The organism is Kitasatospora sp. NBC_01287, assembly GCF_026340565.1.
Classification (GTDB): Bacteria; Actinomycetota; Actinomycetes; order Streptomycetales; family Streptomycetaceae; genus Kitasatospora.
This window is the reverse complement of the sequence record NZ_JAPEPB010000001.1, coordinates 1,625,793-1,646,614: the sequence shown is the minus strand read 5'-3', so window position 1 is coordinate 1,646,614 and position 20,822 is coordinate 1,625,793. Positions and strand designations below refer to the sequence as shown.

19 protein-coding genes are annotated in these 20,822 nt (G+C 73.6%); 9 read left to right on the top strand and 10 right to left on the bottom strand.

What is annotated here, in order from left to right; all coding sequences use genetic code 11:
• Window positions 1-58: 58 nt before the first annotated feature.
• The 3 genes from OG455_RS06725 to OG455_RS06715 all read right to left on the bottom strand — a co-directional run bounded on the left by OG455_RS06725 (window position 59) and on the right by OG455_RS06715 (window position 3,202).
• Window positions 59-856, bottom strand: a complete 798-nt coding sequence (locus OG455_RS06725) for a TIGR03084 family metal-binding protein (RefSeq protein WP_266291226.1) — start codon at window positions 854-856, stop codon at window positions 59-61.
• Between the two features lie 14 nt (window positions 857-870).
• On the bottom strand, window positions 871-2,403 hold the full coding sequence (locus tag OG455_RS06720; protein ID WP_266291224.1) for an AMP-binding protein: 1,533 nt from the start codon (window positions 2,401-2,403) through the stop codon (window positions 871-873).
• Between the two features lie 142 nt (window positions 2,404-2,545).
• Window positions 2,546-3,202, bottom strand: coding sequence for a hypothetical protein (locus tag OG455_RS06715; protein ID WP_266291222.1), 657 nt, complete (start codon window positions 3,200-3,202; stop codon window positions 2,546-2,548).
• Between the two features lie 259 nt (window positions 3,203-3,461).
• Between OG455_RS06715 and OG455_RS06710 the strand changes: the two genes are divergently transcribed.
• From OG455_RS06710 to OG455_RS06695, 4 genes are all read left to right on the top strand, one after another.
• Window positions 3,462-4,925: a DUF4331 domain-containing protein gene (locus tag OG455_RS06710; RefSeq protein ID WP_266291220.1), complete on the top strand. Its 1,464-nt coding sequence runs from the start codon at window positions 3,462-3,464 to the stop codon at window positions 4,923-4,925.
• Window positions 4,922-6,469 (top strand): lipopolysaccharide assembly protein LapB, encoded by a 1,548-nt coding sequence (locus OG455_RS06705; RefSeq protein ID WP_266291218.1) that lies wholly within the window; start codon window positions 4,922-4,924, stop codon window positions 6,467-6,469. Before OG455_RS06710 ends, OG455_RS06705 begins: the two co-directional genes overlap by 4 nt.
• 89 nt (window positions 6,470-6,558) lie before the next feature.
• Entirely contained in the window at window positions 6,559-7,350 is a 792-nt protein-coding gene (locus OG455_RS06700; RefSeq protein WP_266291216.1) for an SDR family oxidoreductase, read from the top strand.
• A gap of 1 nt (window position 7,351) precedes the next feature.
• On the top strand, window positions 7,352-8,548 hold the full coding sequence (locus OG455_RS06695; RefSeq protein ID WP_266291214.1) for an S-adenosylmethionine:tRNA ribosyltransferase-isomerase: 1,197 nt from the start codon (window positions 7,352-7,354) through the stop codon (window positions 8,546-8,548).
• Window positions 8,549-8,656: 108 nt separating this feature from the next.
• Here the strand turns inward: OG455_RS06695 and OG455_RS06690 are convergent, their stop codons facing one another.
• Entirely contained in the window at window positions 8,657-9,877 is a 1,221-nt protein-coding gene (locus OG455_RS06690) for a serine hydrolase (protein WP_266291212.1), read from the bottom strand.
• Between the two features lie 185 nt (window positions 9,878-10,062).
• Between OG455_RS06690 and OG455_RS06685 the strand changes: the two genes are divergently transcribed.
• Both OG455_RS06685 and OG455_RS06680 read left to right on the top strand, forming a co-directional pair.
• Window positions 10,063-11,367 (top strand): methyltransferase, encoded by a 1,305-nt coding sequence (locus OG455_RS06685; protein ID WP_266291210.1) that lies wholly within the window; start codon window positions 10,063-10,065, stop codon window positions 11,365-11,367.
• Window positions 11,368-11,729: 362 nt separating this feature from the next.
• A complete protein-coding gene (locus OG455_RS06680; protein WP_266291208.1) occupies window positions 11,730-13,262 on the top strand; it encodes an FMN-binding glutamate synthase family protein in 1,533 nt (510 codons plus the stop codon).
• A gap of 58 nt (window positions 13,263-13,320) precedes the next feature.
• Here OG455_RS06680 and OG455_RS06675 read toward each other — a convergent pair whose 3' ends face one another.
• Genes OG455_RS06675 through OG455_RS06655 form a run of 5 tightly spaced genes read right to left on the bottom strand, consistent with a single transcriptional unit; the run spans window position 13,321 to window position 17,510 of the window.
• Window positions 13,321-13,896 carry a hypothetical protein gene (locus OG455_RS06675; protein WP_266291206.1) on the bottom strand — a complete coding sequence of 192 codons (576 nt, stop codon included), beginning with the start codon at window positions 13,894-13,896 and terminating at the stop codon, window positions 13,321-13,323.
• The gene (locus OG455_RS06670) at window positions 13,893-15,284 is read right to left on the bottom strand and encodes a hypothetical protein (RefSeq protein ID WP_266291204.1); all 1,392 of its coding nucleotides are present in this window, start codon (window positions 15,282-15,284) and stop codon (window positions 13,893-13,895) included. Before OG455_RS06670 ends, OG455_RS06675 begins: the two co-directional genes overlap by 4 nt.
• Window positions 15,281-16,090, bottom strand: coding sequence for an ABC transporter ATP-binding protein (locus OG455_RS06665; RefSeq protein WP_266291202.1), 810 nt, complete (start codon window positions 16,088-16,090; stop codon window positions 15,281-15,283). The genes OG455_RS06670 and OG455_RS06665 overlap by 4 nt, the downstream gene beginning before the upstream one ends.
• Window positions 16,091-16,122: 32 nt before the next feature.
• Entirely contained in the window at window positions 16,123-16,953 is an 831-nt protein-coding gene (locus OG455_RS06660) for a zf-HC2 domain-containing protein (protein WP_266291200.1), read from the bottom strand.
• A complete protein-coding gene (locus OG455_RS06655; RefSeq protein WP_266291199.1) occupies window positions 16,950-17,510 on the bottom strand; it encodes an RNA polymerase sigma factor in 561 nt (186 codons plus the stop codon). Before OG455_RS06655 ends, OG455_RS06660 begins: the two co-directional genes overlap by 4 nt.
• Window positions 17,511-17,553: 43 nt before the next feature.
• Between OG455_RS06655 and OG455_RS06650 the strand changes: the two genes are divergently transcribed.
• Window positions 17,554-17,724, top strand: coding sequence for a hypothetical protein (locus OG455_RS06650; RefSeq protein WP_266291198.1), 171 nt, complete (start codon window positions 17,554-17,556; stop codon window positions 17,722-17,724).
• On the opposite strand, the gene OG455_RS06645 is transcribed toward OG455_RS06650, so the two are convergent.
• Complete coding sequence (locus OG455_RS06645; RefSeq protein ID WP_266291197.1) at window positions 17,717-18,610, bottom strand: NADP-dependent oxidoreductase; 894 nt, start codon at window positions 18,608-18,610, stop codon at window positions 17,717-17,719. The genes OG455_RS06650 and OG455_RS06645 overlap by 8 nt on opposite strands.
• A gap of 69 nt (window positions 18,611-18,679) precedes the next feature.
• Here OG455_RS06645 and OG455_RS06640 point away from each other — a divergent pair, with 69 nt between their 5' ends.
• Both OG455_RS06640 and OG455_RS06635 read left to right on the top strand, forming a co-directional pair.
• A complete protein-coding gene (locus OG455_RS06640; protein ID WP_266291196.1) occupies window positions 18,680-19,285 on the top strand; it encodes a TetR/AcrR family transcriptional regulator in 606 nt (201 codons plus the stop codon).
• A 222-nt stretch (window positions 19,286-19,507) separates the two neighbouring features.
• Complete coding sequence (locus OG455_RS06635; RefSeq protein WP_266291194.1) at window positions 19,508-20,200, top strand: hypothetical protein; 693 nt, start codon at window positions 19,508-19,510, stop codon at window positions 20,198-20,200.
• The last annotated feature ends 622 nt before the right edge of the window (window positions 20,201-20,822 follow it).

The window sequence follows — 20,822 nt, the reverse complement described above, 5'->3', positions numbered from 1 at the left end:
GCCCGCAGGCGGAGCCCTGGACGTTCTCGACGTACTGTCAGCCCCTCCTGACGCACTGTCAGTTCTCGCGCGGCGCCCGCCCGGCGCCCGGCGGACCGGCGAAGACCTGAGCGATCGGCAGCCAGGACCGCGCCACCGGGCCGGTCACCGTCAGTGCCAGGTCGTCCGGGTGCCGCCGCTGGGTGACCAGCAGGCAGAAGTCCAGTGCCGGCCCGCTGATCCGGTCGGCGGCCTCCTCGGGGCCCCAGGACCACGCCTCGCCCGCCGGTCCGGTCAGCTCGACCCGTACCGGCTCGGTCGGCACCGGCTGCCCGTGCGCCGCGAAGGCGAAGCCCATGGTGCGCACGCCCAGGTGCGCCACGTGCCGCAGCCGCGGGCCGGGCTCACGGGCGACGCCGAGCGCCTCGGCCACGTCCTCGCCGTGCGCCCAGGTCTCCATCAGCCGGGCGGTGGCCATCGAGGGGGCCTTCATCGGCGGCCCGAACCACGGCAGCCGGGTCTCCGGGGGCACCTCGGCCAGTGCCGCGAGCACCTCGGCCCGGCCTGCCTGCCACCGGTGCAGCAGCTCGGCCGGCGGCAGTGCCGCGCCCTGCGCCGCGCCGTGGTCCACGACGTCCTCGAACGCGACCTGCCCGGTGAGCAGTTCGGCCGCCGCCGGCTGGAACCCGGCCGGCTCGCGGACCGAGCGCAGGGTCCAGCTGTCCGTCCAGGCCAGGTGGGCGATCTGGTGCGCGATGGTCCACCCCGGGGCGGGCGTCGGGTCGGCCCAGCCCTCGGTGGTCAGCGGCTCGACCAGGGCGGCCAGTTCGTCGCCCTCCGCGCGCAGGTCCGCCAACAGTGCGGTGGTGTCGGTCATCGGGCCGGTCCTCCTCAGTTGACGCCGCGCTCGCGGCCGGCCCAGTACGGCTCGCGGAGCCGGAACTTCTGCAGCTTACCGGTGCTGGTGCGCGGCAGGCTGTCGCGGAACTCCACGCTGGTGGGCGCCTTGTAGCCGGCCGCCCGGGCCTTGCAGTGCGCGATCAGCTCGTCCTGGTCGGCATTCGCGCCGGGCTTGAGGACGACCAGGGCCTTGACCGTCTCGCCCCACTTCTCGTGCGGCACCCCGATCACCGCCGCCTCCGCGACCGCCGGGTGGTCGTAGAGCACGTCCTCCACCTCGATCGAGCTGACGTTCTCGCCGCCGGTGATGATCACGTCCTTCTTCCGGTCGGAGATGGTCAGGTAGCCGTCCCGCAGCGAGCCGCCGTCCCCGGTGTGGAACCAGCCGTCCTGGAGCGCGGCGGCCGTCTCGTCCGGGCGCTCCCAGTAGCTGTCGAGCACGGTGTTGGAGCGGACCAGCACCTCGCCCCGCTGGTCCACCTTCAGCTGGGTGCCGAGCGCCGGCGCACCGGCCCGCACCAGCTTCTCGGCCCGCTCGGCGGGCGGCAGGTCGTCCCACTCGGCGCGCGAGCGGTTCACCGTGACCACGGGGGAGGTCTCGGTGAGCCCGTAGATCTGCATGAACTCCCAGCCCAGCTCCCGTTCCACCCGCTGGATCACCGAGCTCGGCGGGGGCGCGCCGGCCACGATGATCCGCACCCGGTCCCGCCCGGGGACGGGCCCCGCCCAGTCGGCCGCCGCCTCCAGCACCGAGGCGACCACGGCGGGCGCCCCGCAGAGGAAGGTCACGCCGTGCCGCTCGACCCGGCGCAGGATCTCCGCTCCGTCCACCTTGCGCAGCACGATGTGCTGGGCGCCCAGTCCGGTCAGGCCGAAGGGCATCCCCCAGCCGTTCGCGTGGAACATGGGCAGACTGTGCAGGTACACATCGCGATCGCTCGCGCCGAAGTGCAGTGCCATCAGCGTGGCGTTCAGCCAGTTGTTCCGGTGGGTGAGCCGAACGCCCTTGGGGCGTGCGGTGGTTCCACTGGTGAAGTTGATCGTCGCGGTGTCGTTCTCGGCCACCGGGTACTCGGCGGGCTGGCGGTCGAAGTCGTACAGCTCGGCGTCGCTCGCCGCGCCCAGCACGTACCGGCGCGCGCACGTGACCTCGGCCAGCGCCTGGTCCAGCTCCGGGTCCACCAGCAGCAGGCTCGCGCCGCTCCGCTCGACGATGTAGGCGACCTCCTCGGCCTTGAGCCGGAAGTTCACCGGCACCAGCACCCGGCCGAAGCCGCTGACCCCGTAGAAGGAGGTGAGCAGCCGGGCCGAGTTCTGCGAGACGACCGCCACCCGCTCGCCGGGCCCGATGCCCAGCCGGTCCAGCCCCGCGGCCTGCGCCCGGGCCAGCTCCGCCACCCGGCGGTAGCTCAACTCACCCCAGGACTCAGCGGGTTGATCCGGCTCGTCGATGATCCCGATCCGGTCCCCGTAGACCGACTCGGCCCGGTGGAGGAAGTCCATGACGGACAGTGGAGTCTGCATGCCGCCACTCTGGCCCCACTGGTCGTCCGGCGCCAGACCCCGTCAGGCGCCGGACGCCGGACCCCGTCAGGCGCCGGACGCCGGACCCCCGGCCGCGCGGGCGCCTTGAGCGGCTGCCCGCGCGGCCGGGGCGCAGGTCAGGTCAGGCCGGGACGTAGTCGAAGCGCGGGGTCAGCGTGCCGAACATCGAGTCGGCCTTGAGGCCGTCGCCGAACCACTGCGCGGTGAGCGCGGCCGCCTCCGGGGTGACGTGGAAGGGCACCCGGTCGAGCATGAAGCCGGTCAGCGTGGGGCGGCCGTTGGCGAGCACCTCCGCGGGGGTGGTGTAGGCGATCAGCGTCTCGTCGCTGATCTTCTGGCCGTTGACGGTGATACCGGCGGAGTAGCCGGGCTGCGGCACGAGGCGGATCCAGGTGGGCTCCAGCTCGACGTGGGTGCCGGTGCTCGCCTGGTCGAGGGTCATGCCGCCGGGGTAGAAGATCCGACCCTGCGCGTCGATGTGGTCGCCGGCGGTCGAGCCGATCGGCATGTCGAAGCCCAGGCCGTCCGGGTCGATCACGAACGGCGCGATCGCGCCGAGCTTGACGCCGTTGGTGCTCAGCCAGGCCGCGGTCTCCGCGCTCACCCGGACGTGGGCGCTGCCCCAGGGGGAGATGTAGATCCCGGGCGCCCGGTGCTCGGCGGACGCCGCCGGGGCGGTGGCCGCCGAGGGCGCCGCGGCGCCGGCGGTGGCGGGGGCGGTGGACAGCGCGAGAGTGCCCGCGACGGCCAGCGCGGAAAGGGTACGGAACAGACGCATCGTCAAATCTCCCGGTTGCGGCAAAGCCTGGTACTTCGTTCGCGAAGTGAGGCAATCTATAGGGGAGGAAAGGGAGTTGAAGCCAGCGAATTGCGCCGTTCGGGGGAGGGGTGACACTCGATCGAGCGATGGGAATGCGTTGTCGGCCAAGGGTGATCCATTGCTGCCTACAGTAAGTGTTCGAACTTCCTGTTGAAGTACCGCTCCCGTGCTGCCGATTCGAACCGCTGCCCGTTCCCGCGCCCCTGGAGGCCCGCCGATGCCCCGTCCCCCCGCCCGCCGCCGGAGGCTCGCCTTCACCGCGGCCACGGCGCTGCTCACCACCGCCGCACTGGCCGGCCCCTACCTCGGCACCAGTCAGGCCGGCGGCCACTTCGACGCGCCCGGGGTGCTCGCCGACCCGCAGGCCAACTTCACCGACGTGTACGCCTTCACCAGCCCGGACAATCCGGAGCTGGCGACGATCATCGCCGATGTCCAGCCGATCCAGCTGCCCGGCAGCACGGCCGCGCCCGGCCTCAACTACCCCTTCGCCGGCGGCGGCGCGCGCTACGAGATCCACGTCGACGGCCGCGGTGACGGCGGCTCCGACCTGACCTACCGCTGGACCTTCCGCACCGAGGACCGGCGGCTGTTCGGCGCCGGCCCGATCGCGGCCGGCCCGGTCCGCTCGCTGACCGACCCCACGCTGCTCTACCGCCAGTACTACACACTGGAGCGGATCCGGTCCGGGCAGGCGCCCGAAACCCTGGTCAAGGACGCCCCGGTGGCCCCGACCCGGCAGAGCGCCGGCCTGATGCCCGACTACGGCGCACTGCGCGATCAGGCCACCACCCGGCTCCCCGGCGGCGGCCGCTCGATCGCCACCCAGAGCGCCGAGTCCTTCCAGGCCGACGCCCGGGTCTTCGGCTACTTCATCCTCGGCAGCGCCGGCCCCGTCCCCGGCTACCTGCCGGCCGCCAACCCGCTGGCGGCGGTCAACGTCAGCAGCCTGATCCTGCAGGTGCCCAAGCGCGAGCTGGCGCTCAACGGCGACCCGGCGCGCAACCCGGTGGTCGGTGTCTGGGCCACCATGTCGCGTCCGGGCGGCAACCTGGCCAAGGACCTGCGCGCCCAGGAGGCGGCCTACCGCCAGGTCGGCCGGCTGGGCAACCCGCACATCATGTTCGCCCTCTGGGGCACCTTCGGCGGTACCGCCACCCCCGGCGGCCCCGAGGACCGCTTCAACGGGCGTCCCGCCGACCAGGACAAGGACGACCAGGACTTCCTCGCCGCCACGCTGGACCCGGCCCCGCCGCACAAGATCGAGGCGGCCGGCCACTTCCCGGCCCCCGCCGCGCCGCGCACCGACATCCGGGCGCTCTTCCTCGGCGGCATCGGCAAGGCGAACGGCAGCAAGTTCGGCTTCGACCTCAACACCCAGGCGATGAACGCCGATGCCGACCCGAACAGGCTGGCCTGGGCGGACGAGCTGCGGCTCAACCTGACCACGCCGGTGAGCGCCGCACCCGACCGGCTCGGGGTGCTCGACGGCGACCTGCAGGGCTACCCGAACGGGCGGCGGCCCAACGACATGATCGACAACTCGCTGCTGCGGATGCTGGAGGGCGAGCCGGCCGGCCCCTCGGCCGCGGGGCTGCTGCCGGCACCGCTCTTCGACCTCCAGCCGAAGCCGGCGACCGACGCCTTCCCGTACCTCAACCTGCCGCACGCGCTGCCGTGACGGCCGCCGCCGAGCACCGCGCCGGGCCGGGGCAGGCGGAGCCGGGCGCGGTGGACGGCAGCGGGTCGCAGGCTCGATCGGCGTCCGGGACGGCGGGGTTGGCGGCCGGGGCGGCTGGGTCGGCCGGGACGGCGAGCGGGTCGGCGGCCGGTTCGAGCGCGCCGGTCCGCGCGGCTGCCCCGGCCGACCCGGCCGCCCCGGGCCGGTCCGGCCTGCGCTGGGCGGCCCGGGTCGCGGGCGCGGCGGTGCTGACCCTGGCGGCCGCGGGCGGGCTGCTGGCGCTGGGCCCGGCCGGTCCGTTCGCGCCGTTCGGCGCCGACCGGGCAGCCGCGCCGCTGCCCCCGCCGCCGGCCGCCGCCGATCCGCTGGCGGCGGCGCGGTCCGCTGTCCAGGGGAGCCCACAGGACTCGTACGTCTGGGTGCAGTTGGGGCAGGCCCAGCTCGACCGGGCACGGCTCACGCTGGACGCGGGCGCGCTCGCCGACGCCGAACGGGCCTTCCAGCGCTCGCTCGAACTCAAGCCCGAGCAGAACTACGGTGCCCTGGTCGGCCTCGGCATGCTCGCCAACGCACGGCACGACTTCGGCGCGGCGCGGCAGGCCGGGCAGCGGGCCACCGCGATGGCACCGGACCGCCCGAGCGGCTACCTGGTGCTGACCGACGCCGAGATCCAGCTCGGCGACTACCCCGCGGCCACCGCCGCCGCGCAGCGCCTGCTCGACCTGGCGCCCACCGTGCCGGGCTGGACCCGGGCGGCCTACGACCTGGAGACCCACGGGCGGGCCGAGGAGGCGGGGATCGCGCTGCGGCGGGCCCTGGACAGCGCCCAGACCCCGGGGGACAGCGCCTTCTGCGAGCACCGCCTGGGCGACCTCGCCTGGGACCACGGGCAGTTGGTGGAGGCCGCGGAGCACTACCGGCGCGCCCTGGCCGCCGCGCCCGATGACTACTACGCCCGGGCCGGCCAGGCCCGGGTGCTCGCCGCCACCGGGCAGCCGGCCCAGGCGCTGCGGGAGTACCAGGAGCTGGTGGCCCGGGTGCCGTTGCCGCAGTTCCTGCTGGAGTTCGCGGAGTTGCGGCTCGCCCAGGGGCAGCAGACCGAGGCCGCCGACCAGTTCGCCGTGCTCGCCGGTCAGGTCACGCTGCTGGAGTCGGCCGGTGGCGCGGTGGACCCGGCTCTGATGCTCTACCAGGCCGACCACGCGGACCCCGCCGTCGCGGTCCGCCTGCTGCGTGCGGAGTGGGAGCGGCGCAAGAGCGTGCTGGTGGCGGACGCCCTCGGCTGGGCGCTGCACCGGGCCGGCCAGGACGAGGAGGCGATCGCCCTGCTCGGGCAGGCGGCGGCCACCGACTGGCACAATCCACTCTTCGCCTATCACCGCGGCGCGGTCGAGGCCGCGCTGCGCCGGACCGACGCCGCCCGCGCGGACCTGCGCGAGGCGCTCGCGCTCAACCCCCGCTTCTCCCCGTACCAGGCACCGCTGGCCCAGCGGTTGCTGGCGGCGCTCGACTCCGGGGCCGCCACGGGGAACAGTTCGTCCTAGGACGGTCCAATGTCCTAGGACCATCGGACCCTCAGCTCCGGGGCCCGGGCCTGATCCGGGCCCCGGGTGCCCGGCGGGAGGGTTCACCCATGGACACCGCACGACGCACCCCCGCCTCCCGCTCCTCCGCCTCCCGCTCCTCCGCCTCCCGCTCCTCCGTCGCCGTGCTCACCGGCGCCTCCCGCGGCCTCGGGCTCGCACTCGCCCGCGCGCTGGCCGCCGAGGGCCGGCAGCTGGTGATCACCGCCCGCGACCCGGACGAACTGGCGTCGGCCGAGGACGAACTGAGCCGGCTGACCACCGTGGTCGCACTGGCCGGCTCGGTGGTGGACGACGACCACCGCGCCGAACTCGCGGCCGCCGCCTCCCGGTTGGGTGGTGCCTCGCTGCTGGTCAACAACGCCTCCACGCTCAACGGCTCGGCGGACGAGGACGCGGACCCACTGCCGTCGCTCGCCACCTATCCGCTGCCCGACCTGCTGGAGACCTTCGAGGTCAACGTCCTGGCCCCGATCGCCCTCACCCAACTGCTGCTGCCGCAACTGCGCCAGCACGAGGGGGCGGTGCTCAACATCAGCTCGGACGCGGCGGTCCAGGCCTACGCGGGCTGGGGCGGCTACGGCGCTGCCAAGGCCGCGCTGGACCACGTCTCCGCCGTCCTGGCCGCGGAGGAACCGGAGCTGCGGGTCTGGGCCGTCGACCCGGGCGACCTGCGGACCAGGCTGCACCAGCAGGCCTTCCCGGACGCCGACCTCTCCGGACTGCCGCTGCCCGCCACGGTGGTCCCGGCCTTCCGCGCGCTGTGGCGGACCCGCCCGGCCTCCGGCCGCTACCGCGCCGCCGCGCTGCTCGCCGACGCGGCACTCGGGAGCGGGGTCTGAGATGAGCTCGGACCTCCTCCCCGGCCGGCCCCTTCCCGGCCGACCCCTCCCCGACCTGGACGCCTCCGGCCCGGACTTCACCGTCCCACCCGAACTCTCCGCCCGCGCCCCGGCCGAGGCGCGCGGCCTGCGGCGCGACGGGGTGCGGCTGCTCGTCGGCCGGGGCGGTGGTGGTGGTGGCGGCGGTGGCGGCGGTGTACGCGGTGCGGGTGACCGGTCCGCCGCGCCGACCGTCTCGCACCACCGGTTCACCGAGCTGGCCCAGGTGCTGCGACCGGGCGACCTGCTGGTGGTCAACAACTCGGCCACCCTCCCCGCCGCGCTGCCCGCCCGCCTCCCGGGCGGGGCTCCGATCACCCTGCACATCTCCTCCGCCCACCCCGCCCCACCCACGCCCGCCGGTCGCACCGAGGTCCACGGCACCCACCTGGTCGAGCTGCGCCGCCCCGGCCGCGCCGACGAGGCCGCGAGCTACCTCGCGCCCGCCGACAACCCGGCCAGGCCCGGTCTGCGGCTGAGCCTGCCGGCCGGCGCCGGCGCCGTCCTGACGGCGGCGTACACCCCGCGCCTCTGGTACGCCCGCCTCACCCTGCCCGGTCCGCTGCCCGCCTACCTGGCCGCTCACGGCAAGGCGATCCGCTACGGCTACGTGGACCGGGACTGGCCGCTGAGCGCCTACCAGACGGTCTTCGCCGCCGAGCCGGGCAGCAGCGAGATGCCCAGCGCGGCACGCCCGTTCACCGCCGCCCTGGTCAGCTCCCTGGTCGCGCGCGGCATCCTGATCGCCCCGATCACCCTGCACACCGGCGTCGCCTCCCCGGAGGCCCACGAGGCCCCGTACCCCGAGCGGTTCCGGGTCCCCGAGGCCACCGCCGCCCTGGTCGCCCATGTCCGCGCCACCGGCGGCCGGGTCATCGCCGTTGGCACCACGGTCGTGCGGGCACTCGAATCCGCCACCGGCCCGGACGGCCGCACCCGCGCCGCGGACGGCTGGACCGACCTGGTCGTCACCCCCGCCCGCGGGGTCCGCGCCGTCGACGGACTGCTCACCGGCTGGCACGAACCACGCGCCTCGCACCTGCTGATGCTCGAAGCCGTCGCCGGCCGGCCGCTGCTCCACCTCTGCTACCGCGAGGCGCTGGCCGCCCGATACCTCTGGCACGAGTTCGGCGATGTCAACCTGCTCCTGCCGAATTGACGCACCCCGAAGGTGAGGAGCCCCCGAGCCCCGAGCCCCGAGCCGCCTGCGCCGGCCCCGCGCCTGCGCCGGCCCCGCGCCCGCGCCGGCCTCCACCGCGACAGGCGCTCAGTCCGCCAGCGCCTGGTAGGTCGAGGTCCAGAAGTCCTGGACCACCGGCGGCGCCTCCGCGGAGGTGAAGAGCCGCTGGGTGAGCAGCACGCCGATCACCCGGTCCGCCGGGTCCACGGCCCAGGAGGTACCGAAGCCACCGTTCCAGCCGAACTGACCGACCGGGTGGCCGAGTTCGGTGCGCCGGGTGGCCACCGAGACGCCGAAGCCCCAGCCCTGGGCGTCGAAGAAGCCGGGGCCGAGGCCGGAGGTCGCCTTCTGCTCGGGTGTCAGCTGATCGGTGGTCAGCAGCTCGACCGAGGCGCGGGAGAGGATCCGCTCGCCGTCGTACCGGCCGCCGTCCAGCAGCATCCGGCTGAAGGCGTGGAAGTCGTCCACCGTGGAGACCAGGCCCGCGCCGCCGGAGGCGAAGGCCGGGGGAGCGCTCCACCCGCCGCCCGCCGCCTCGTCCTGGACGGCCAGGGTGCCGGTGGCGGGGTCGCCGCGGTAGGCGGTGGCGAAGCGGTCGAGCCGGTCCGGGGTGACCGAGAACGCGGTGCTGGTCATGCCCAGGGGCGCGAACAGCCGCTCACGCAGGAACTCCTCGAACGGCCGGCCCACGGCCCGCGCGATCAGCACGCCGAGCACGTCGGAGCCGGTGTGGTAGGCCCAGCGCTCGCCCGGCTGGTACATCAGCGGCAGGGTGCCGAGCCGGCGCAGCCACTCGTCGGGCGCGGGCACCAGGGCGGGGCTCGGCAGCCCTTGGCCGAGTTCGAGGGCCGCCATCGCCCGCTGGATCGGGTAGCCGCCGGGCGGGCCGGCCACGATGCCCGTCCCCAGCCGGAAGGTGAGCAGGTCGCGCACGGTGATCGACCGGCGGGCCGGGACGGTGTCGTCCAGCGGCCCGTCCAGGTGCCGCAGCACCTGGCGGTCGGCCAGCTCGGGGAGCAGCTCGTCGACGGGGTCGTCCAGCCGGAGCCGGCACTCCTCCAGGAGGATCATGGCGGCGACCGCGGTGACCGGCTTGGTCATCGAGGCGACCCGGAACAGCGTGTCCCGGGTCACCGGTCCGCCGCCGACCGACCGGACGCCGAGCGCCTCGACGTGCACCTCGTCGCCCCGCGCCACCAGGGCGACCAGCCCGGGCACGCCGCCCTGCTCGACGTGGCCGGTCAGCGTGGTGCGCAGGCGCTCCAGGCGGCTCTTGACGAAGCCCCTGCTGTGGCCGGTGGGGATCATGTCGTCCTCTCCATAATCTTGGTGACGGATCATCAGAAAGCGTCAGTCGATCCTCGCAGTCCGGCCCGGCAATCACGGGCAAGCTCACCGGCCCGCGCTGCCGGGGGCGCGGCCCCCGCACCGGAGCGCCGCCGTCCGGGGCGCGGGCGCCGCCGACCGGCGCGAACGGCTAGCCTGGGCGGACAATGAACCGTTTCACCACATCATGGGGCGACCTCCAACTCACCCGCTTCCCCGAGGATCCGCGCGAGCAGCTGCGCGCCTGGGATGCCGCCGACGAGTACCTGCTGCGCCACCTGCACGGCGATCCGGACCTGCCGGCCGCACCAGCGGCGGCCGGGACCGCCGGGACCGCCGGCACTGCCGGCACTGCCGGGGCGGCCGAACCCGCCGAGGCCGCCGACGCGCCCGCCCCGCCCCGCGCCGCGGTGGAGCTGCGCGGCACCGTCGTCGTCCTCGGCGACCGCTGGGGCGCCCTGACCACGGCCCTGGCCACGGCGCTCGCCGCCGCGAGCCCCGCGTCGGCGAGCCCCGCGGCCACCCTGGTCCAGCTCGGCGACTCCTACCTCGCCCGGGAGGCCACCCGCGCCAACCTCGTCCGCAACGGGCTGGACCCCGAGGCGGTCCAGCTGCTGGCCGGCACCGACACCCCGCCCGAGCGGATCGACGTCCTGCTCATCCGGGTGCCCAAGAGCCTGGCCCTCCTGGAGGACCAGCTGCACCGCCTCGCCCCCGCGCTGCACCCGGGCACGGTGGTGATCGGCACCGGCATGGTCACCGAGATCCACACCTCCACCCTCCAGCTCTTCGAGCGGCTCGTCGGCCCGACCCGCACCTCGCTCGCCGTGCGCAAGGCCCGGCTGATCCTCAGCACCCCCGCCCCGGCGCCCGCCCGCACCGCCGCGAGCCCCTGGCCGCTGCGCTACGCGCTGCCCGACGGCATCGGCGCGGTCTCCGGACGGACGGTGGTCAACCACGCCGGCATCTTCTGCGCCGACCGCCTGGACATCGGGACCCGGTTCCTCCTGGAGCACCTGCCGGCCCGTCAGGGCCGCGAGCAGGTGGTCGACCTCGGCTGCGGCAACGGCGTGGTCGGCACGGCGGCCGCGCTGGCCAATCCGGCGGCCGAAGTCACCTTCATCGACGAGTCCTTCGCGGCCGTCGCCTCCGCCGAGGCCACCTTCCGGACCAACACCCCGCCGGGCGCGGTCGCCCACTTCCAGGCCGGTGACGGGCTGGCCGACGTCCCCACGGGCTCGGTCGACCTGGTCCTCACCAACCCGCCCTTCCACACCCACCAGGCGACCACCGACGCCACCGCCTCGCGGATGTTCGCCGACGCCCGCCGCGCCCTGCGCCAGGGCGGCGAGCTCTGGGTGGTCGGCAACCGGCACCTGGCCTACCACGTCCGACTCCGCCGACTCTTCGGCAACTGCCGGACCGTGGCCGGGAATCCGAAGTTCGTGGTGCTGCGGGCGGTGAAGCGGTAGCGCGCCACCGAGCCGCGGAGATGGCGGTGCCACCGGGCCCGGCCCCGAACGCCCCGGTCGGCACCGCGCGCAGCCCGCTCTTCGGCTGAGCGCTCCCTGAGCGCCACTGAGCGCCACTGAGTACTGCTGCGCACCGCTGCGCGCCACCGAAAGCAACTGATCGCCCCTGCGCGCCCCTGAACCCGTCCCCGGCGCGGACCGGCCCCCTGGCGACACGCCCGTCCGCGAGGCCTCCTAATATCGTTCCGCACTCTTCGACGGACGCTGATGCCCGCCTGGTCGTGTGCCCGCCGTCCAACGCCCGACACGACACAGCGACTCCACCGCACGCCGATGGAGTCGTGCACCCAGGAGGAACGTTCATGCACGCCCGGAGGATCGGCGCGGCCGCCGCGACAGCGGTGGCGCTTCTGGCTGCCCGCGACCTCATCCAGAAGAGGCACGCACTGCTCCGCAACTTCCCGGTGGTCGGGCACGCCCGGTACCTGTTGGAGACGATCGGGCCGGAGCTGCGGCAGTACATCGTGACCTCCAACGAGGAGGAGCGCCCGTTCAGTCGTGACCAGCGCAGCTGGATCTACGCGTCGGCGAAGGAGGAGAACAACTACTTCGCCTTCGGAACCGACGTCGACGTCGAGCACGTGCAGGGGCACGCCTACCTGAAGCAGCGCACGTTCGCCGGCGCGCTGCCCGACCTGCACGACCCGCAGGCCCCGTTGCCCTCGGCCAAGGTGCTGGGCGGCCCGCGCGGGCGCGCCAAGGCGTTCCGACCGGCGAGCGTGGTGAACATCTCCGCGATGAGCTTCGGATCGCTCTCCGGCGCGGCCATCACGGCGCTCAACAAGGGGGCGGCGCAGGCGGGCACGATGCACAACACGGGCGAGGGCGGTCTCTCGCCGTACCACCGCAACGGCGGTGACCTCATCCTGCAGATCGGCACGGCGTACTTCGGCTGCCGCAACGAGGACGGCAGCTTCAACCTCGACAAGCTCAAGGACGCGGTCGCCGGCGCCCCGGTCAAGGCGATAGAGATCAAGCTCTCCCAGGGCGCCAAGCCGGGGCTGGGCGGGATGCTGCCGGGCGCGAAGGTGACCCCGGAGATCGCCGCGATCCGCGGCATCCCGGCCGGCAAGGACTGTGCCTCCCCCTCGCGGCACACCGCGTTCAGCGACGTCGACTCGATGCTCGACTTCGTCGAGCTGCTCGCCACCGAGACCGGCCTGCCGGTCGGGATCAAGAGCGCGGTGGGCGAGCTGGGCTTCTGGCAGGAGCTGGCCACGCAGATGGCGCGCGGCGACCGCGGTGTCGACTTCGTGACCATCGACGGCGGCGAAGGCGGCACCGGGGCAGCGCCGCTGATCTTCACCGACTCGGTGTCGCTGCCGTTCCGCATGGGCTTCTCCCGGGTCTACGGCACCTTCGCCGAGCTGGGACTGACCGACGACCTGACCTTCATCGGCTCCGGCAAGCTCGGCCTGCCCGAGAACGCGGCGGTCGCTTTCGCGCTGGGCGCCGACATGATCAACGTGGCCCGCGAGGCGATGCTGTCCATCGGCTGCATCCAGTCGCAGAAGTGCCACACCGACAAGTGCCCCACCGGCGTCGCCACCCAGAACCCGTGGCTGGCCCGCGGCATCGACCCGACCTCGAAGGCCACCCGGGCCGCCGTCTACCTGCGCGCCCTGCGCAGGGAACTGATCAAGGTCTCGGGGGCCCTCGGCGTCGCCCACCCGGCACTCATCACGGCCGACGACATCGAGATCATGAACGGCGACTACGAGGCCCGCACCCTGGCCGGCGTCTACGGCTACAAGGACGGCTGGGGCGAGCTCGGCCCGCACCTCGCCGACGAGATCCCGGCACTCCTCGCCACCAAGCCGGCCGCCGGCCAGTAGCCGGCCGTCCCCACCGGCCAGTGGCCGGCCAGTGGCAGGCCGTCCGACACGCCGACAGCTACCTTCTCGGCCCTGCGGCGGCGTACAGCACGGTGCCGGTCGCCAGCAGGGCCGACGCGGTCACGGTGGCCGCCGCCGTGCCCGGGGGAAAGATCATCCAGCAGGCCACCTCTCCCGCGATGCCGCCCGGCGGCTGGACGACGACGGTGAACGCGAGCCAGCCGGTCGGCAGGGTCCAGGCGAACGGCGCCCCGCACAGCACCGCCCCGAGCGCGGCCAGGCCGACCAGCCCCGCGCTGTCCCGCACGACGAGCGCGGCCGGGGCGAGCTCGGGCCCGGCCGCCTGGACCGCGAGCAGCGCCGCCCCGGCGACCGCGCCGATCAGCAGCACGTGCGCCGCCCGCCGGGGCAGCCACCGGATCGCGGCCGTACTCTCCAGCGCGGCATCCTGCCCGCCGAGCCCGACGGAGGCGACCGCCACGTTCGTGGCGAGAACCAGGAGCGCGATCGTCAGGTCCGCCGGGCCCTTGCCGCTGCCCTGGGCGAGGGCCCACACCGCCAGCGCGACGAGCGTGACCGCGGCGCCCGAGGTGGGCAGTTGCCGCGAACGCGCGTACAGCATCAGCCATCTCATGAGGATGCCTCCCCGGTCAGCGCCGCGAGCTCGTTCTCGCAGGAGAGCGCGGCGGCATGCGTCCGGGCGATCCGCGAGCGCTGTTCGGCCGGCGGCAGGGCCGTCAGCTTCTCCCAGGCGGTTTCGGCGTTCGCCCAGGTGCGCTGCGAGTACACGTCGGTCTCCGGCTTCTGCAGCGGTTCGAGCTGGTGATCGCCGAGGGCCCAACTCGCGGCGATGCTCTGCGCGGGGACGTCGACCAGCCCCCCGCCCTCCCACAAGGTGCGCGGTTCGCAGTTCGGCGCCAGGCCCTGGGCGACCAGCAGGCGGGTCAGATCCGCCCCCGTCGCACGGGTGATCAGCGGGTCGTCGAAGTCGATCAGCACCACGCCGGCGGAGAGTTGGCGTTCGTCGGCGATCGTGCGCAGCGCGGTCTCCTCGCGCACCGAGGTCGGCGCCTGGTCGCCCAGGGCGTCGTGCAGCAGGCGCAGCGCCTCCTTGCCGCGCGGCGCGAGCTCGGGCAGGCGGGAGCGGTGCACCTGCGTCACGCACACGGGTCCGTCGCAGACCAGGGCGGCCGCGGCCTTGTCGACGACGTAGCTGTCGCGCGCGGCGGCCGGGAGGATCAGCAGCGCCAGGGTCGCGCCGGCCAGGACGGGGACCACCGCGAGCAGCCGGGCCCGGCGGGTCGCGGCCGACAGCAGCGCGAAGCCGGTGGCGAGCAGGCCCAGCAGCCAGAGCGTCTGGCCGAGGTCCACGGCACCGGACAGGGTCAGCAGCAGCTCCCGCGGCATTTCGGTCACGGGGGACAGCAGGGCGAGCCGGTTCGGCGCGAAGCCCGACGGCAGCGCGCTCTCCGTGGTCTGCCGGAGCAGGACGGTCATCATCAGGAAGACCACCACCAGGAGCGGCGGGGTGAGCACGGAGGGCAGGGCCCGGGCGACGCCCATGCCGAACACGGCCCCCGCGACCAGGGCCAGTGCCGCCACCAGCGAGATCGGCAGCCAGCCGAGGGGCAGGTAGGTGGCGCTACCGAGCGCCACCTGGACCGCGCCCCACAGGACGAGCAGGCCGAAGGCCGCCGCCAGCGAGATCGCCGTCGCGCCGGCCGGCAGCGCCGCCCGGCGCCAGGCCGGTCGCGGCGTGCTGGTCAGCAGTTCGGTCATCCGCGAGCGGGAGTCGCGCAGCCCGTGCAGGGCCCCGAGGCCCACCGCGAGCGGCCACCCGTAGGCCAGCACGCACCGGGTGGTCAGCGCCATCGACGTCCACTGGGCCGTCCATGCCGTGGTGCCGTACCACCACAGTCCGTGGACCAGGTAGAGGAACGCCAGGCTGCCTCCCAGGATCACGAGGCCGACCCACGGGGCGGCGGAGCGCTTCAGCTCGATCCTCAGCACCCGCCCGTTCACCAGGCACCGCCCTGCGACTCGGAGGTGCGGAGCAGCGCCGAGTAGCCGCGCTCCAGGGGGCTGTCGCCCGGGTACTCGGAGCCGCCCGCCGCGGCCAGGACCTCCGGGGTGCCCTGGAAGACGAGGCGGCCGTCGGCGAAGAGCACCACATCGGAGCAGGCGGCCGCGACATCCTCGACCAGGTGGGTGGAGACCACCACGCAGGCGTCGCGGCCCAGTTCCTGCAGCAGCTCGCGGAAGCGCAGCCGCTGCGCCGGGTCCAGGCCGGCGGTCGGCTCGTCCAGCAGCAGCAGGGTGGGGTCGTTGACGATGGCCTGGGCGATGCCGGCACGGCGCACCATGCCGCCGGACAGGGTCTTCATCCGGTGGTCGGCGCGGTCGGCCAGGCCCACCCGTTCCACGGCGCGTTGGACGGCCGCGGGGATCTCCGCCTTCGGGACCTCCTTCAGCCAGGCCATGTACTCGACGAACTCGCGCACCGTGAAGCGCTTGTAGTAGCCGAACTCCTGCGGCAGGTAGCCGATCCGGCGGCGCAGCGCCCGCAGGTCGCCCAGCCCGCTCATGGCGGTGCCGCACAGTCGCAGCTCTCCCTCGGCGGGGCGCAGCACGGTGGCCAGGGCCCGGATCAGGGTGGTCTTTCCCGCCCCGTTGGGCCCCAACAGGCCGTGGGCGCCGGTGCCGAGCGAGAGGTCGAGCCCGTCGACGGCCATCTTCCTGCGTCCGGCCCGTACTTTCAGGCCGGTGGCCTGGATCTCCCAGGCGTAGGTCTTCGGCGCGGTGTCGGCCACGCTCGTCGCGGAGGTCATGCGGTGGTCCCTCTCTAGGGTCAACGATGGTTTCACAGGCTTGAGTACGCGCGTCTGCGAGCGATCACGGCGCCGATGCCGAGCACCAGGAGCGCTCCCCACACGGGCAGTTGGTCCGGCCGCAGGAGGACGGGGACGCGGCCGGCGTCCCACGCGGGTGCCGCGAGGACGACGCCCCACGCGACCACCAGCCCGGCGGCGGCACGGGTCACGCCGACGAAGCTGCCCAGCGCCAGGGCGGTGGCGGTGAAGGCCAGCGAGGGCAGCAGCCACTGCGCGACCGTCATGGCCCCGGTCAGCCAGCCCTGCACCAGGAGCACGGGAAGGACCACGGCGAGCACCGAGGTGGTGCGTCGCAGAAGCAGGGGCAGCCCGGCCCGGGCGGTCGAGGCCGTCAGTTCGTGCGCCGGGTCCAGGCCGCGCGACCACGATGCGGCGACAGCGCAGAGCGGCAGCACCGGCGCGATCAGCAACTCGGGTGAGGCGGCGCCGAAGGCCGTGGACCCGACCGCGTCCAGCAGCAGCGCCACCGCCACGACCGCGACGATCATGGCCAGCCACGGGGCCATGACCGGTGTCACCCAGGCCGACACCCACCGCGGCCGGTAGCGCCGCGAGGGCATAGGGACGGCCGCGTCCAACCGCGGTTCCAGACTCGCCCGGACGGTGTCGACGAGCGCGGCGACGCCGGGCGCCCCGGTGGCCACGGAGGCCGCCAGCCGGCCGCGGCACGGCGCGCACGCCTCCAGATGGGCCTCCAGCGCCCACAGCGTGTCCGCGGCGATCTCCGTGTCACCCCGTGCGTACGCGTCGATCAACCGCGTCGACGCGTGTGATTCGTGTGACGCCTGTTCCGCGCTCATGCCAGCGCCTCCCGCATCGCGATCCGGGCCCGGCGGGCGCGGGTCTTGACCGTGCCTTCGGGCAGTCTGAGCAGGACGGCGGTCTCCCGGACGGAGAGGCCGTCCAGCACCATGGCCTGCAGCACCTGGCGGAGTTCCGGGGCCAGTTGCCGCAGGGCGTCACCGACATCGCCGCCGACGGTGCCGGCGAGCGCCTCGTCCTCCGCCGCGGGCACCACCGCCCGCTCGGCGGCGGCGACCGGCGGCTCGGCGTGGTGGGCCCGGCGCCGGAACGCGTCGACGAGGCGGCGCGCCGCGATCGTCCACAGCCATCCGACGGCCGACCCGCCGACCGCGCTCCCGGCGAACGCGCCCGCCGCGCGCCACACCGCCAGATAGGTCTCCTGCATGACCTCGGCGACGATCTGCTCGTCCGCGCAGCGGCGGCGCAACCGCACCGCCAACCACGGCGACGTACGCCGGTACAACTCGTCGAACGCCCCTCGGTCACCCTTGGCCACCAGCCGGAGGAGGCGTTCCTCGTCCAGCTCGTCCGGTGCTCTCCTGCGTGATCTCACACCAGCCAGACGGCTGCCGCGGCGCGCAGGTTCTGCGCCTGCCGTGACCTGCGTCACAGTGCCGGCCGCGGACGCGCTCGGCGACACCAAGCCGGTCACCTGGTTCCCCGCCGTCCTGATCGAGTGGGACAGCCCGATCGAGAGCCGGTTCGCCCCGATCGCCGCCGAGACGCCCAGCCCCCCACCGCGACCCCGGTGGCGCCGGCTCAGATGACCAGGACCCGGCGCCCTCGCGTGTGGCCGGCCTGGCTGTCGATGTGCGCCGCCGCGGCCTCGGCCAGCGTGTACGACTTCTCGACCGGGATCCGGAGCTTTCCCCGGGAGATGAGGTCGACGGCCTCGGCGAGCGCTTCCGGTACGCTCCCGGCCACGCCGGAGAATCGGACACCGAGGGCCGGCGCACCGAGGTCGGCGATGGAGACCACCTTCCGCGGATCCCCGGTCAGTTCGACGAGCTCGCGGATCACGCCCGAGCCGGCCAGGTCCAGAGCCGCGTCGACCCGGCCGAGCCGCCGCACTCGCTCGACCCAGCCCTCGCCGTACGTCGTGGCGAGGGCGCCCAGGCCGCGCAGATAGCCCTGGTTCGCGGCCCCGGCTGTGCCGATCACCGTGATGCCGCGGTCGCGGGCGATCTGCAGCACCGCCGATCCGACTCCCCCGGACGCTCCGCTGACCAGCAGCGTCTGCCCGGACCGCACGCCGACCTCGCGGATGACGCGCAGCGCGGTCTCCACCACGGAGGGGTACCCGGCCGCCTCTTCGAACGTCAGCCCCTCGGGTATGCGGGCCCAGGCCGACAGCACGGCGGACTCGGCGTAGGTGTTCGAGCCTTCGCCGAACACCTGGTCGCCGACCTCGACCCCCTCGACACCCTCGCCGACCTCGTCCACCACCCCGGAGGCGTCCAGCCCGACTCCGGAGGGCAACTGGATCGGATGCGCCCCCAGGATCTGGCCTTCGCGGATCCTCCAGTCGACGGGATTCACGCCCACCGCCCGCACGGCGATGCGTACCTGACCGGGGCCCGCGTGGGGCTCCTCGGCGTCCACGAGTCGCAGCACGTCCGGACCGCCGAACTCGGCGAAGCTCACTTTCTTCATGCGGCGACGGTAACACTAACGGTTAGGGTTTGAAACCCGTTCTGTTTTTGCATCTGGTAGCGTGTGGCCATGACCGTGCCGTCCGGACGCCGCGAGCGCAAGAAGGCCGCGACCCGCCAGAAGATCGCCGACACCGCCCTGCGGCTCTTCCTGGAACGCGGCTTCGACCCCGTGGGCATCCGTGACGTGGCCGCCGAGGCCGACGTGGCCGTCACCACGGTCTTCTCCCACTTCGCCTCGAAAGAGGCCCTGGTGTTCGAGCAGGACGAAGACTTCGAGCTGCGCCTCACGCGGGCGGTCACCGGCCGGGCGTCGCACGAGCCGCTCATCCCCGCGCTGCGCCGCGAGGTCCAGGCCCTGGTGCGACACTGCGCGGCGGACGGCGCCACCCCGATCCGGCGCATGATCGAGGCATCACCCGCCCTGCGGGAGTACGAGGAGTCGATGAGGCTGCGCCATGCGGAGGCGCTCGCAACGGCCATCGCCGCCGATCCCGCCCTGTCACAGACCGCCACGGCCTGCCGGACCATCGCCAGGTTCGTCATCGACGCCTATTCACTGGCCCGCGAGGCGGCCGATCCGCAGACCGCGCTCGACGAGATCTTCCGGATGATCGAGGCGGCATGGGCCGTCACCCGCCCCTGCGGAAACCCCGCCGGCGCGGCCGGACCGTAGCCGGCGGCCTGGTCCCCGCCGGCAGGCTCTTCGGCGGCAGTGCTCGGTCTCAGCTGTGACTGAGCGCTTCAGTTGGCGAGTTGAGCGTTTGCCGGGCAAGGTATCGCCGGAGTTGAGCCCGTGAGTCTTGAGCCGAGCCACGATAGTTGGAACCTGGCCACGCATGTTGGAACCGGAGGGCTCACGACGGCCCCGGCGGGCTTGGGTGTCGGTGGTGTCGGGTTGGATGAGCAGGTGACTGTCTATGACGTAGCCCGCCAGCTCCCCAGCATCGCCGACCTGCGGGACAAGTGCCGTTCGCTGGCGATGCTCGATGCGATCTTGAGCCCGGATTGGGAGGGCCGGTACTACTCCTTCAACGCCGGTTGGGCCGACGGTGAGGAGATGGCGTCGATGCGTAACGGGTCGGGAGACGAGTACTCGATCGTGTTCTCGGCGGCCGGGGCCTATGTGCGGGGCTTCGATCACGAATCGCCGATGAGCCCCTTCGGCAACGATGGCGAGGCCTGGCCGGGAGTGATCGACGAGGTCCCCGAGCTCTTCAGGCCCTTCGTCGAGGAGCCGGCGTTCACCGACGAGGACGACGTGCCGGTCGTGACGGCCTGCTTGTGGCGGGGGCCGACGGACGAGCGGTGGCATCACGGGACGATCGACTTCCCCGAGGGTGCTGTCGATCCTGACGGGGCGACGAGCCTGTTCGGCCTCCTGGTCGACCGTTCTCCGGAAGCGTTCCAGCGTTTCGCCGAGGACTACTACGAGGTCTCCATCGACCTGAGGGCGGTGAGTCAGGTGCATGCCTTGCGGCCGCTGAGCCAGGAACTCGTATCGCTGCTGAACCCTGAGGTCAGCTTGGCGGACCTGGCCCAGGACATCTCCGAGATCGGCTATCCGCAGCTGGACCAAGGGTCGGCCTGAACGCTGTCGATCTTTCGGATGAGATGCTCGGCATGCTGGAGCAGGAGTCCGCGTAGTGCCGTGAAGTGATGGATCCGGCCTGGACGGGCGAGTTTGGCCCAGGTGCTGCTGCGCTGGTCGAGCCACCTTCGCCGCGAGCCCGGGATGTTCGGAACTGGTTCCAACATGAATGGCAATCCACCGCAGGTTACAAGAAGCGCGACCAGATGGTTCCAACAAGCGTGTCCCGCAGGGTCAGAACTGCCAGGTCAGCACACCATCCTGCTGGTTCCAACTATCGTGTCTCGGCTCAAGTCTGGCGCTCGGGAAGGTAGGCGATCGTTCACTCTTCCGGCCTCGGTGCGCCGCGCGCGGGTCAGCGGGCGCATTCCGTCACCAGTTCCAGGATCTGCCAGCCGGTCGACGCGAGAGCGCTCGAGGCAGGGCTGCACAACTGCACTACCGCCGCTTGCCGGGCCGAGCGGTACGTGCTCGCCTTGGCTGCTGTCACCGGCCGGCCTGCCGCCGACTGGATCTGTTCTCTGGCCACCCGCCAAACCGACGGGCACAACTGGCAGCTCCTGGAGTGCTACGCCGCCGCGTCGAGCAGGTGCTGAGCCATGAGATCATCCCCGGTTTGGAG

Bases quoted from the DNA above. Each gene is read 5' to 3' on its own strand.
- OG455_RS06725 (WP_266291226.1), bottom strand. From the start codon at position 856: ATGACCGACACCACCGCACTGTTGGCGGACCTGCGCGCGGAGGGCGAC.
- OG455_RS06720 (WP_266291224.1), bottom strand. From the start codon at position 2,403: ATGCAGACTCCACTGTCCGTCATGGACTTCCTCCACCGGGCCGAGTCG.
- OG455_RS06715 (WP_266291222.1), bottom strand. From the start codon at position 3,202: ATGCGTCTGTTCCGTACCCTTTCCGCGCTGGCCGTCGCGGGCACTCTC.
- OG455_RS06710 (WP_266291220.1), top strand. From the start codon at position 3,462: ATGCCCCGTCCCCCCGCCCGCCGCCGGAGGCTCGCCTTCACCGCGGCC.
- OG455_RS06700 (WP_266291216.1), top strand. From the start codon at position 6,559: ATGGACACCGCACGACGCACCCCCGCCTCCCGCTCCTCCGCCTCCCGC.
- OG455_RS06695 (WP_266291214.1), top strand. From the start codon at position 7,352: ATGAGCTCGGACCTCCTCCCCGGCCGGCCCCTTCCCGGCCGACCCCTC.
- OG455_RS06690 (WP_266291212.1), bottom strand. From the start codon at position 9,877: ATGATCCCCACCGGCCACAGCAGGGGCTTCGTCAAGAGCCGCCTGGAG.
- OG455_RS06685 (WP_266291210.1), top strand. From the start codon at position 10,063: ATGAACCGTTTCACCACATCATGGGGCGACCTCCAACTCACCCGCTTC.
- OG455_RS06680 (WP_266291208.1), top strand. From the start codon at position 11,730: ATGCACGCCCGGAGGATCGGCGCGGCCGCCGCGACAGCGGTGGCGCTT.
- OG455_RS06675 (WP_266291206.1), bottom strand. From the start codon at position 13,896: ATGAGATGGCTGATGCTGTACGCGCGTTCGCGGCAACTGCCCACCTCG.
- OG455_RS06665 (WP_266291202.1), bottom strand. From the start codon at position 16,090: ATGACCTCCGCGACGAGCGTGGCCGACACCGCGCCGAAGACCTACGCC.
- OG455_RS06660 (WP_266291200.1), bottom strand. From the start codon at position 16,953: ATGAGCGCGGAACAGGCGTCACACGAATCACACGCGTCGACGCGGTTG.
- OG455_RS06645 (WP_266291197.1), bottom strand. From the start codon at position 18,610: ATGAAGAAAGTGAGCTTCGCCGAGTTCGGCGGTCCGGACGTGCTGCGA.
- OG455_RS06640 (WP_266291196.1), top strand. From the start codon at position 18,680: ATGACCGTGCCGTCCGGACGCCGCGAGCGCAAGAAGGCCGCGACCCGC.